Consider the following 11,408-nt stretch of genomic DNA (forward strand, 5'->3'; position numbering starts at 1 on the left):
GACACACGTAACTTATTTTACCACAGGCAGAGTATGCACCACAATAGAACAGGAAAGGCCGGAAGGCGCATCTCCCCTAGTCTTCAGGACGAATACACTTCCGGTTTCAGGATGCCTACGAACGGCAGATTCCGGTATTTCTCCGCATAATCGAGGCCATAGCCGACAATGAAGGCATCGGGAAGCGTGAAGCCCTTGTAGTCGGATTCGAGCTCGACGGTGCGGCGGCCCGGCTTGTCGAACAAGGTGACGATGGAGATGGACAGCGCATTCCGCCGTTCCAGCACGTCGATCAAGTAGCTCAGCGTCAGCCCGCTATCGATGATGTCCTCGACGATCAGTACATCGCGGCCTTCCACAGGAGCATCCAAATCCTTGACGATCTTCACGATGCCGGAAGACTTGGTCGACTGCCCATAGCTCGATACCGCCATGAAATCCACTTCCAGGGGGATCGTCATGCGCTTGACCAGATCGGACATAAAGATGAAGGCGCCTTTCAGCACGCAAATGACAAGGGGATTGCGCCCTTCGTAATCGCGGCTTAAAATTTCACCTAACTCGGCGACCTTGCGTCCAATCTCTTCTTCCGAAAACATGATTTCTTGAATGTCGTTATGCAACTGCCGGCCCCTCCCGTTATCTTAACCTGATCATATTCCACTTGAACCCACCGGCATAGGCCGCGTCTATCCTAATACTATGAGACCAAGTTCATTCCCATTCTTATCCCGAAACCAACCGTTTCCATGCCTCAGGCGCGATCCGAACAGCCAGCAAGCGCGACGTATCGTCCATTAGCAGAGCGTGTCTGGACCGACCGACGCCGGGAATCCATAAAATCCGCCCCTCGGCATCCTCCAGGATTGGGAGGCGATCCCGCGCCTGCAACGGGATTTTTTTATTAATGAACATATCTTTTACCTTTTTCGAACCGTTTAAACCGAGCGGGTCCATCCGGTCGCCGTCACGGCGGAAGCGAATCTGCAACGGGAAAACGAGCCGGTCGAAGTCAAAAAAAGCCTCCGTCGCGGAGGAGTCCTTCGATGCCTCGTCCCTATTCGTCCTGGCGGTGACAGTCCCTTGCAACACGTCTCCCCACTGGAAGCCGCCCCGCTCAAGCCAATCCCGTTCCAACCATGCAGGCTCCGACCCCTCCACTATTCCGACACACGCAGCCCTTCTTCCGATCCACACTCGATCGTAGCCGCGCCTAAACACGAAGCCCCCGTGTAAGTCAATCGTGAGAGTGGGCGTCCGTTCACCGGCCAGCGCCTCGCGAATCCGTTCGATCCGATTGTAGTCCGACACATCCGCGGTATCCGCCAGCTCCGGTTCCCCGCACACATAGTTCAATATTAGTTTAATCAACCGCCTTTGTAAAGCAACGTGCAAGGCCAGGAAGGCGTTTCTGGAGAAGGCTACGCCGCCGTCCTCCCGGGTGACTAGCGCGGCCCGTGCACGCTCCGCTTCTTGTCGTAGAAAGTCATCTTCCTCCCGCATCAAATCGGCTAGTCGGTTCAACGCATCGGGAAGCTGCGGGTTCAATCCGGCTAACGCCGGCATCGCATCCAGCCGGATGCGGTTGCGCGTATATTTCCTTGAGCGATTGCTGCTGTCCTCGGCAAAGGGTAAACTGTGCTCGTGGCAGTAGCCCATCAGCTCTTCCTTGTATATACGAAGCAAGGGACGCACAAGTTCCAAATTTCCGATTCGTCGCGTAAGCGGCATGCCGGTGAGCCCGGACGGGCCGGTGCCGCGGACGAGCCGCATGAGCACCGTCTCCGCCTGATCGTCGGCATGGTGCGCGAGCGCCAGCCGCTCAGCGCCATGCTTGGCCGCAACCTCGGTCAGGAAGGCGTACCGCCGGTCTCGCGCGGCGGCTTGCGCGTTGAGGCCGGTCTCGCGGATCCAGGCCGGCAAATCTGCGACGCCGGTCTCGCACGGAACGCCGAGGCTCGAAGCGAAGGATGCGACAAGCTCGGCTTCGGCTTCGGACTCAGCCCCGCGGAACTGATGATTAAGGTGTGCCGCAATCAGCTTCCATCCGTAACGAGGGGCAAGCCGGTGCAGCACATGCAGAAGAGCCGTGGAATCCGGACCACCGGACACGGCTGTTACTATCGTATCGTTCGGCAGGAGCAGTTGCCGCTCGCCGATGAATCGTTCGACCGCGAAGACGAGCTCCGCCTCCGGATGCTGCATGGGTCGGTCCTCCGTCACGAATCAGGATTGCAGATAAAAATATAATGTAGACGCGAACAGCAGCAGCGACACCGCAAACGCCGCCTGAATCCAGATGGCGCGCTTGCGGCTGCCCGTACTCGTCCCGTTGCGGAGCATCAGCGTCCGCCACTCCTGGACGGCATCTCGGGACGAAGTGTAGCCGCCGTTCAATGCCTTCAACAGAAACGGCTTGAACCGCCGGCACCGGTCGGAATCGTCGATCAGCGCGACCAAGTCGTCGAGGCTGCGGTTCTGCGGCAGCGAGCGGAAGAAATCCGTCAGCCGGTTGCGCGAGTCGCCGAGCTGCAGGCACAGCACGGCAAAGGCGAACAAATCGTACGCCTCATCCGCCTTGCGGGAGCCCGCGCTCCAGTATCCGCGATCGTAAACTTCCGTGAATTGTTTGACCGAGCGGCCTTTGGCGGTCACGCCGCCGAAATCGATCAGCTCGATCTTGCCGTGCTCCGATACCAGCACGTTGTCGGCCTTCAGATCGCCGAATATGTATCCCTTGCGATGCAGCTGCACGAGCTGCTTCAGCACGTCGTAATGAATGAGCTCGAACCAATCCATCCCGTTCTTCTGTAGGAAGATCGATGGGTGCACGCCTTTAACATAGTTCATCACGTAGAATGGATAATCCCGGTTGTGCATGGTATAGTCGTCGGCATCCAGCAAATAAGGCCCGTTGTCGCTTCCTCTGGACAAAGAACGGAGCGCGTTCACTTCCAGCTGGGAGTCGATCGAATCCGAGCCGATCTTCATCGCATAGTGGGCCTTGCCCGAACGCACCAAATACACCTGGCCGTTCGCACCCTCTCCCAAGAGCCGCACGATCTCATATTTGTTCTTGTTCCACTTCCCGCTGACGCATGTGCCTTCGGCTAGCGCAAGCTTAGACGACGTAGTCACTCCAGATCCCGTCCTTCTGGTCGGACCGCGGTTGCGGATAACGTGGCGAATCGCTTCGATCCGCACGCTCGGAGGCGCGGATCGAGAAATGCTGCAACACTTGGCGAATGGCCGGTCCGGTTGGGGTAGTTCCCTTTATGTTTAAGTTATAGAACAAATGCTGCAATTTTGCAAGATCGCTGCTCCAGTCTATTAGCAAATCGGCATCCGAGCGGCCGGGAAAATGGAACACCGCCATCTCGCTTCGCCCTTTCCTCGCTTGCAGGCTGAGCAGCAGGTCCCGGCATGTTTCCTCCACCGCCTTCAGCTTCAGCTTCATGCTGGCGCTCGTGTCGATCAGCAGCGCGACTCGTAGCGGCGTCTGCTCGCTCATGTCGTCAATGACGCGGACGACCTCGCCCCGCTTGTCCGGCGGCAGCGCCTCCAGCTCGCCGGTGCCGAGAATTTGCCGCAGCTCGCGGCTCACGGCCAGGTGCATCGTCGTCATGACAGTCTTGCGCGTCATCGCCTGCACCGTCTGCGACAGCACCGCTGCCGTCACCAGCCGGCTCATGCCGCCGCCCGCGCGCGCAATCTCGGCGATCTCGTCCATGCCGCGCTCGCCGGCCTCGCCGTCGTCGACGATGCCGACGACGTTCACGACGATGCCCTCCTGCTGCGCATGGGCGGCCGCCGCAACGGGACTGATGCCTACATTGGAGCAGCCGTCGGTGATCAATAAAATTTGCTTCATCATCGGATAAGCTCGCCTCCCTTCTAAACTAGTACTAGTTTGTCCAGAAAGAGAGGTTCATATAAGCGACAGCTCGCAGCAGTTCAGTTGGTGCGGGGGAGGGCAAATAGAGGGGTTCCGACCGCTTTGCTCCGAGCTGCTAAGGAAGTGAATAGGCCGCCCCTCGGAATGGCGAGGTGCGGCCTAAAGGAATATTATAAGTTCAGCTAACGGTGCGCGGACGTTCGATCCGCGTAAGGCCCGGCATCCGGAAGGTGGCCCATTCCGGCTGGAACTTGTCCACCCGGGCCACGACGACGGTCATGTCGTCTTGCAGCTCCCCCCTATACTGGCGCACGACGCGCTCCAGCAGCAGATCGGCGATCGCCTGCGGATCGTCCGCTTGAATCTCCTGGATGACGCGGCGCATCCACATCTCCTTGTTCACGGCATGGCCCGGCGCGTCATAGATGCCATCGGTCATCATGATCAGGATGTCGCCCTGCTGCAGCTGCATGCTGACCAGGTCGACGTCGATTTCCTTCAGGATGCCGATCGGCAAATTGTTCGCGGATACCGGGATGACTTCCAAGCCCCGCTTGATGAAGCTGGGCGTGGAGCCGATTTTCATAAACGTCGTGTTCGCGCTGTACAGATCGATCAGCGCCACGTCGACGGTGGCGAATATCTCGTCGGAGGAGCGCAGCATCAGCACCGAATTGACGGATTTGATCGCCAGCTTCTCATCCATCCCCGACTGCAGCAGCTGCTGCAGGATTTCAAGCGCGGTGCTGCTCTCGGCACGGGCACGTTCGCCATTGCCCATGCCGTCGCTGATGGCGACGGCAAATTTGCCGTTGTTCAGCTGGGCGGTGCTGAAGCTGTCCCCGGACAGCAAGTCCCCGTTCTTGGCGAGTCCGGCGATGCCGGTCTCGACTTCAAATTCCTTGGCCGATCCGAACAGCACGGTCGAATAGCCTTCGCCGCGGCCGGACGTTTCCTCTCGCCGCACCGCCACTTGCTCGCCCAGAATGTCGGAGAGCAGTGGCGCTATAATTTTTCGGCATTCGTCGAACCCCTTCGTATACCGGTGGATAATCTCAATTTCAACATTCCCTTCGTCGAGACTGATAATATCTATGCTATGAATCGATAAGCCCAGCTCTTCGAGCGCTTGGCGGATTTGCTCCTCCTGCAGAAACAGCTCGTGGCCCTCTCGCTTAATTTCCTTCGCCAGGTCTTCCATGACCTGCGATACGCCGGTCAGCTGCTCCGCCACCAATTGGCGGCTCTCCTGAATCTGCTTCTTCCAATGGCGGTCGCTGCTGTACCGCTCATATTGCAGCTTCATCACTTCCATCACTTGATCGGTGCGAACGCAAGCCTTCTTCCAATGAGGCTGCACGTCCTTCCGGCCAAGAGACGGCTTCGACTCGATGGCGGACATCATCTCCGTCATATACGAGTACGTGTCGTAGAACTTGTTGTCCCAGCATTGCTTGCGCTTCCAGCAATTGTCGCAAGCCTGCTGCGCGACGGCATTCATGAAGTGTCCAATTTCATCATCCTTCCGCTCCTTTTCATCCGCTTGGGTTATTTGCTTGAAGCTTCGAGACAGCTGGCGGAACACCTCGGAGAACTGCTCCACCCTGCTCGCCGTAATATCGCGAACGCGTTTCGCGTATTCATGCTGGGACTTGACATTTTCTTGCGTGCCCGGGACGTACTTGGCGATGACTCGAATCGCCGTTTGCGGCGTAAGCAGGAACAGCAGCACGGCGGCCACCGATTCCCATGTGGAGTGGATCACTTGGGCCTGGTTGCCGATATACACCGTCAGAATCGACGAGCCGAGCAGCATGCCGAGCGCCACACCGAGGCGATTCGCCTCTCGCAGCAGCCCCGCCAGCATACCGGCGAAAGCCAGCAGACTCATCTGATAGACGGCATTCACATCGGCCAAGCTCAGGATGAGCCCGGTGATGACGCCGACGGAAGCGCCTAGCGGAGCCCCGCCCACAAAGGCAAACAGCAGAATCAGATAGCGGGACATGACGTGCTCGAGCGATATGTTTTGGACGACCCAGCCGACGAGACCGGTCATCACGGAAGCGAGAAGAATGATGAGGCAGATGATCTCTTCGTTTTTTAAGCTATAATTTTTGCGGGTCAAAGTGAACACCGGAATCGCCTGCGTGAAAATGAGGGTAAGCACGAAGCTGAGCGCCGCTTCCACCGCGGTAAGCATCAGCGTGTACCACGTGAGCTCCGTATTGACCATGTAACCGAACAACTGCACGGTGAAGGCGGAGACGAACACGATGAAGGGTGCGTAGGCCACCTCCGAGTGCTCGTATTTCTCCAACCCTTTCTGAATGAGGAGGAAGACGATCATCTCAGTGACGATGTACCCGGTTCTCAGCTCCAGGGAGAACAAGCTCCCGGCGACTAGCGCGAAGGCGATCCAGCGGATCAAGTCCTTCCTTGCGAAGTAAATGACGGCGAAGTAAGCGATCGCGAAGGGAGCGAGCTGTTCCAAGATCATCGCCTTGCCGAGCAGGAACGCCATCACGACGAGCACGGCCGCCCATTTTTTCGCGACTAGCGACTGCACCAACCGATTTTCCGCCATTCGTTGCCGACTGCCGCTTCGTATCCGTTGCATCACACCTCCTAGGGAAAAGGTTGAGGGATTGAGCAAGTTCCACTTTTGCATTTCGAATGACAACTCCTTCATCGATTCTTTGTGCTCCCTATTATAAGGACGACCGGGAATAAAAGTTTGTCAGAATGAGTTGATAGATTCCAAGAATTTTCCGACAAAATAACTCGCCCTGTAGAAACGTATGCGAGCCCTTGCCGCACTAAGGATCGTTCGCTTGGACAACGAGAGATGCCTAGCTGCTTGATAGAAGCTAATCTAACAAATGGGCTCTATTTTCTATCAAAAATTAGGAGATCGCTGTCGATTCGGTTGTTGTAAGGAACCATCCGACAAAAATAGTGGGAATACTTATCAATCAATTGGCATAGAAAAAAACCGTTCCTGCAGAAACGCCTGCAAAAACGGTTATTCGGGTACAACTTGTATAGCGGCAGAGGGGCTCGAACCCCCGACCTCACGGGTATGAACCGTACGCTCTAGCCAGCTGAGCTACGCCGCCGCAATCTTACGACAGTATATAACACGATCGAACGGCTTGTCAAATGAGATTACGCACCGGCCGCCGCAACCAAAAACCGCACCGGGGGCTCTCGCCTGCCGATGCGGAATGATTCGATTCTATACGCGTCTTGCGCCTCTGCCACCGCGCTTGCCCTCTGTGTTCTTCTTCAGGGAAGAGATTTTCTCTTCGCTGTCTTTCAGAAAACGCGACATCTTGTCCTCGAAGGTCGGCTTGTTCATAGGCGGTTTGTTAGGGCGACCACCTCGATCGAATCGGCCACCACCACCACCACCACGGTCGTCTCCGCCCCGATCCCGATTGAACGGTCGATCCGGACGTGGAGGCCGCTGTTCGCCAGGAGGTTTATCGATCGTTTGCTTAATCGACAATCCGATCTTCCCGTCCTTGTCCACATTGATGACCTTCACCAACACTTTGTCTTCGAGCTTCAAATGATCGTTGACGTCCTTGACATAGTTGTCGGCGATTTCGGAGATGTGAACCAGACCGGTGACTCCTTCCGACAGTTCGACGAAAGCACCGAAATGTGTAATGCCCGTCACCTTGCCTTCTAACTTGGTGCCCACTTCAATTGCCATAGAATGAAACGTTCCTCCCTAAGAGTGTTAAGAGTTGTTCTCTTGATCTAGCTTACGCAGCGGGAGCGCTTCTTGCTCATCCGTTGGACTATAATGGTCGTTTCCCCTACGCGAACTGAAAAGAGCAGCTATGCAGATTATACAAGATCGCGAAAAACAGGTCAATACGGGCCTTGAGAGGCCCGCTCTATGATTTGGGGGTGTAGAACAACGTTTCCCCCGGTTTGGTATAATGGTATTCCTTCCGAATCTTCTGGAGCAAGTACTCCGGATCGTTCAGACGCTCGACTTCTTTCTTGTACTGCTCGTTCAGCTTCCCGGTCTCCGCGCGCTTCTCGTTCAAGGCATTCACCTGGACCGACAGCGCATCGAGCTTGCCTTGCTGATCCCATGCAATGACCGAAGCATAGCCTACAATTCCCAGTACAGTTAACAAGACAATCCGCTTCAGCCGGCGGGAGCCCTTATGAGGTTGTTCCGGTTTGGAATCGGTTGCGACTTTCCGCATGTCTCTAACAGTACCTCCTGGCAATTATGACTTACGGATCCATTGCCATAGGCGACGGATCAGCTGCAGGAACCGAAGCAGCCGCTGCGGCTTCATCCAACGAGGGATGACAAGCCATGGACGCAGCCAGCCAAACAGCTTCCGAAACAGCACCCGGAAAGGGTACAGTAATTGTAACACAACTTTATACAGGAATACAGCGATCGCCAGGACAAATCCCAAAATTACGACTATTAGCCTATATAGCCAATAGATCGGCTTGATGACGAGCAGCTCGAAGGTGCGAACCAGCAATCGGATCAACCGGCGGACCAACCCGATCAAGAACAGCACGAAACGGCTGAACTTGTCGCTCAGAAGCCGCATGTAGAGCCACCCGCCGACAATCAAGCCTAAAAAGACGAAGATCCGGACTTCTCCGTGATTGCTCTCGTACAATCCGCGAAAGACGAGCAGCGTCGATAAAATCCAGTAAGCGATATCGAGCGGCGGAATCAGCCATCGAGGGACGCGAAGCTGTCCGGACAACACGCGGTACGCGTCGAATATCGCCCCCATCCCCGCCCCGATCGCGATCATCGTCAGCAGGGTGAGAAATTGCGTCTCGAGGCTCACTTGAACAATTTACCCAGCAATCCCTTGGTCTTCTCGTGGGAGCCCGATTCCAAGTAAGTCAGTCCGTTCACCAGTCCCTCGATCGCGACCAACCCTTGTTCCAGGCTCAAGTTTTTGATATGCAGGTTCTGCCCCTTCACCGCCAGGAACCCGCACTCGGTCTCCAGCAGAAACTCTTCGCTGTCGAAGCTCTCCACGTTCAGCACGCCCGAAATTTCGAGCAGCTTGCGATTCAGCATCTTCACTTCCTGACGCTTCACTTTCGCGTGATCATTGATATTCATGGCCTGTACCCCTCCCTATCCCTACGATATGGGGGGCTGCCTACTTTTAGTACAAGAAGTGTCCGGAGCAAACAAAAGAGACTATCGTCTCCGATAGCCTCCACATGCTAAAGCGGGGCTTCCGATGCATTCGACTCCTCGCGGAGCACTGTATACATCTCAGCCGCTTCATCCTTCCGGGTCGTCTCTACGATGCGATCCACGCGAACGGTTACCCGCTTCTGTCCGAACCCAATCACCAGCTCGTCCCCGACCTTGACGGTCGTGCTCGCCTTCGCTTCCCTTCCGTTAACCCAGATTCGGCCTTGATCGGACACATCCTTCGCCACCGTGCGGCGTTTGATCAATCTGGACACTTTCAGGAATTTGTCGAGTCGCATTATTTTACCGCTTCTTTAAGCTTGTTGCCCGCTTTGAAAGCAGGAACCTTCGAGGAAGGGATTTTGATTTCTTGGCCGGTTTGCGGGTTGCGGCCGGTGCGGCCGGAACGCGTACGCGTTTCGAACGTGCCGAAGCCGATCAGTTGCACTTTATCGCCGGTGGACAGGGCGTCCGTTACTTCACCCAAGAAGGAGTTCAAAACCGATTCTACGTCCTTTTTGGACAATCCGCTTTTTGTAGCGATGTTGTTGACCAGATCTGTTTTGTTCATGTTTATTTTTCCTCCTAAATATTAGCTGTCGCTTTTTTGCCTGCACAAGTAGTATGTATTCTTTGTTGCCAAGGGAAATCCTGCTAGGTTAGCTCAAATCACGAAAGTTTTTTTGATTTCTGCCATAATACTTCCATTTCCGCCAACGTTGACTGGGTGATGTCGCGGCCGGCCGCCCGAAGCTCCTGTTCGATATAACCGAAACGATCCACGAATTTGCGATTCGTCGTCGCCAGCGCTTCTTCGGGGTCGATTTTGAGAAAGCGGGATAGATTAACGACCGCGAACAGCAGGTCGCCTAGCTCGCCCTCCCGCCCCTCGTCCGAAGCTTCCTTCAACTCGCGGAGCTCTTCCTCGATCTTGGCGTACACGTCGTCGATCTTGTCCCAATCGAAGCCCACCTGTGCGGCTTTCTTCTGCAGCTTGTAGGCTTTCATGAGCCCCGGCAAATCCCGCGGAACACCGGCCAACTGAGACTGCCGCCCCGGTTCGATTCCCCGGCTGCGCTTCTCCTCAAGCTTGATCGCGTTCCAGTTCTGCAAAGCTTCTTCGGCGTCGGCCGCAGCCTTCTCCCCGAACACATGCGGATGGCGTCGAATGAGCTTGTCGTGCAGCGTCTCCAACACGTCGAACACGTCGAATGCGCCGGCCTCCTCCTCCATCTGAGCGTGCAGCAAAATTTGCAGCAGCAGGTCGCCCATCTCCTCGCACATTGCGTCCGGATCGTCGTCGTCGATCGTCTCGAGCACTTCGTACGTCTCTTCGATGAGGTTTTTGCGAATGCTGGCATGCGTCTGCTCGCGATCCCACGGACAGCCCTCGGGACTGCGCAGGATAGCGACAATCTCATGAAGCCGCTCGAAGGAACGGCTGCGCAGCTGATCGTCGCCGCTAGCCGGCACCCAGATAAGCGACAAGTTGCCGTAGCCCTCGATGCGGTCGAGCTCATACAGCGGCACTTGCGCGATCGACTCCTCGCCGTATACGCCGAGATGATGCCCGACCACGACTTCGTAGTCGTCCGGGTACACGCTCATCAGCTGCAGCTTGACCTCGGAAGCGGTGAACGTGTCGTATACTTGCCCGATCAACGTATGGATGCGCGGATCCGGCCGGTGATGGGTTAAGTTCGTCGCGTCCAGCAGCGCGAAGCCGTCGATCGGGTCAAACCCAAGCCGCAGGAACGCCTGGTCGAGGAAGCTTTCCCCGCCGATGATCTCTAGCGGAATGCCCCGCGCTTCGCAGGCTATCCGGAGCAGCCGGGTCGTCGACTCCGCGACCATCGGATGGCCCGGCACCGCGTAGACGATCTCGCTGCCCTCTTCGAGCGCGTGGCGCACAAGTTGAATGGCGATCTGCTCGTAGACGTCTTGGAAGCTGTCGAATTGCTCGTACAAGAAGTCAAAAGACCGGTAGGTCAACCCCTGCGACTCCATCCAGGCGGTCACCGGGTGATGCGCCGTGCGGAGGTAGAGGGTGCGCGCGGCTTGCAGCCGTTTCCACACGCCCAGCGTCAGCTGGTTCTCGTCGCCGGACCCGAGGCCCACAATAACGATCGAAGCCGGTATGTTCATGTTAGTCCGCATCCTTTCTATTGGGAGGTGCGAGGCGCAGGCGCCGCAGCAGCTTCGCGGCGCGGCGCTCCAGCGCCGGCCAGGCGGCCAGGTCGGCCGCCGTCAGCGCGCGGGCGCGCACGAGGGCGGCCGCGTACAGCAGGCCGCCGCCCGCTGTGG

The 11,408-nt window shown here is 56.7% G+C and carries 12 protein-coding genes and 1 tRNA gene; all 13 read right to left on the reverse strand.

What is annotated here, in order from left to right; genetic code table 11:
• Positions 1-83 precede the first annotated feature (83 nt).
• The 13 genes from hpt to yabN all read right to left on the reverse strand — a co-directional run bounded on the left by hpt (position 84) and on the right by yabN (position 11,243).
• Positions 84-623: a hypoxanthine phosphoribosyltransferase gene (gene hpt / locus PKO02S_RS24505; RefSeq protein WP_127587116.1), complete on the reverse strand. Its 540-nt coding sequence runs from the start codon at positions 621-623 to the stop codon at positions 84-86.
• A 103-nt stretch (positions 624-726) separates the two neighbouring features.
• Positions 727-2,205 carry a tRNA lysidine(34) synthetase TilS gene (gene tilS / locus PKO02S_RS24510; protein WP_127587118.1) on the reverse strand — a complete coding sequence of 493 codons (1,479 nt, stop codon included), beginning with the start codon at positions 2,203-2,205 and terminating at the stop codon, positions 727-729.
• A gap of 21 nt (positions 2,206-2,226) precedes the next feature.
• Positions 2,227-3,138, reverse strand: a complete 912-nt coding sequence (locus tag PKO02S_RS24515; protein WP_127587120.1) for a protein kinase domain-containing protein — start codon at positions 3,136-3,138, stop codon at positions 2,227-2,229.
• Positions 3,122-3,871, reverse strand: a complete 750-nt coding sequence (locus PKO02S_RS24520) for a VWA domain-containing protein (RefSeq protein ID WP_127587141.1) — start codon at positions 3,869-3,871, stop codon at positions 3,122-3,124. The genes PKO02S_RS24515 and PKO02S_RS24520 overlap by 17 nt, the downstream gene beginning before the upstream one ends.
• Before the next feature lie 202 nt (positions 3,872-4,073).
• Positions 4,074-6,515 carry a stage II sporulation protein E gene (spoIIE, locus tag PKO02S_RS24525; RefSeq protein WP_246067326.1) on the reverse strand — a complete coding sequence of 814 codons (2,442 nt, stop codon included), beginning with the start codon at positions 6,513-6,515 and terminating at the stop codon, positions 4,074-4,076.
• Positions 6,516-6,940: 425 nt separating this feature from the next.
• A tRNA-Met gene (locus tag PKO02S_RS24530) sits at positions 6,941-7,014 on the reverse strand.
• Between the two features lie 119 nt (positions 7,015-7,133).
• A complete protein-coding gene (locus tag PKO02S_RS24535) occupies positions 7,134-7,616 on the reverse strand; it encodes a S1 domain-containing RNA-binding protein (protein ID WP_127587124.1) in 483 nt (160 codons plus the stop codon).
• A gap of 187 nt (positions 7,617-7,803) precedes the next feature.
• Positions 7,804-8,124 carry an FtsB family cell division protein gene (locus PKO02S_RS24540; RefSeq protein ID WP_127587126.1) on the reverse strand — a complete coding sequence of 107 codons (321 nt, stop codon included), beginning with the start codon at positions 8,122-8,124 and terminating at the stop codon, positions 7,804-7,806.
• 24 nt (positions 8,125-8,148) lie between these two features.
• Complete coding sequence (gene yabQ, locus PKO02S_RS24545) at positions 8,149-8,739, reverse strand: spore cortex biosynthesis protein YabQ (protein WP_246067334.1); 591 nt, start codon at positions 8,737-8,739, stop codon at positions 8,149-8,151.
• Entirely contained in the window at positions 8,736-9,023 is a 288-nt protein-coding gene (gene yabP, locus PKO02S_RS24550) for a sporulation protein YabP (RefSeq protein ID WP_127587128.1), read from the reverse strand. The genes yabQ and yabP overlap by 4 nt, the downstream gene beginning before the upstream one ends.
• A 107-nt stretch (positions 9,024-9,130) precedes the next feature.
• Positions 9,131-9,403, reverse strand: coding sequence for an RNA-binding S4 domain-containing protein (locus PKO02S_RS24555; RefSeq protein ID WP_127587130.1), 273 nt, complete (start codon positions 9,401-9,403; stop codon positions 9,131-9,133).
• Positions 9,403-9,675 carry a non-specific DNA-binding protein Hbs gene (gene hbs / locus PKO02S_RS24560; protein ID WP_127587132.1) on the reverse strand — a complete coding sequence of 91 codons (273 nt, stop codon included), beginning with the start codon at positions 9,673-9,675 and terminating at the stop codon, positions 9,403-9,405. The genes PKO02S_RS24555 and hbs overlap by 1 nt, the downstream gene beginning before the upstream one ends.
• Positions 9,676-9,773: 98 nt before the next feature.
• Positions 9,774-11,243 (reverse strand): bifunctional methyltransferase/pyrophosphohydrolase YabN, encoded by a 1,470-nt coding sequence (gene yabN / locus PKO02S_RS24565; RefSeq protein WP_127587146.1) that lies wholly within the window; start codon positions 11,241-11,243, stop codon positions 9,774-9,776.
• Positions 11,244-11,408: the final 165 nt, after the last annotated feature.

This window comes from Paenibacillus koleovorans NBRC 103111 (genome assembly GCF_004000845.1).
Classification (GTDB): Bacteria; Bacillota; Bacilli; order Paenibacillales; family NBRC-103111; genus Paenibacillus_AA; species Paenibacillus_AA koleovorans.

Coding starts and splice junctions, on each gene's coding strand:
- tilS (WP_127587118.1), bottom strand. CDS start 2,205: ATGCAGCATCCGGAGGCGGAGCTCGTCTTCGCGGTCGAACGATTCATC.
- PKO02S_RS24520 (WP_127587141.1), bottom strand. CDS start 3,871: ATGAAGCAAATTTTATTGATCACCGACGGCTGCTCCAATGTAGGCATC.
- spoIIE (WP_246067326.1), bottom strand. CDS start 6,515: ATGCAACGGATACGAAGCGGCAGTCGGCAACGAATGGCGGAAAATCGG.
- PKO02S_RS24535 (WP_127587124.1), bottom strand. CDS start 7,616: ATGGCAATTGAAGTGGGCACCAAGTTAGAAGGCAAGGTGACGGGCATT.
- PKO02S_RS24540 (WP_127587126.1), bottom strand. CDS start 8,124: ATGCGGAAAGTCGCAACCGATTCCAAACCGGAACAACCTCATAAGGGC.
- yabP (WP_127587128.1), bottom strand. CDS start 9,023: ATGAATATCAATGATCACGCGAAAGTGAAGCGTCAGGAAGTGAAGATG.
- PKO02S_RS24555 (WP_127587130.1), bottom strand. CDS start 9,403: ATGCGACTCGACAAATTCCTGAAAGTGTCCAGATTGATCAAACGCCGC.
- hbs (WP_127587132.1), bottom strand. CDS start 9,675: ATGAACAAAACAGATCTGGTCAACAACATCGCTACAAAAAGCGGATTG.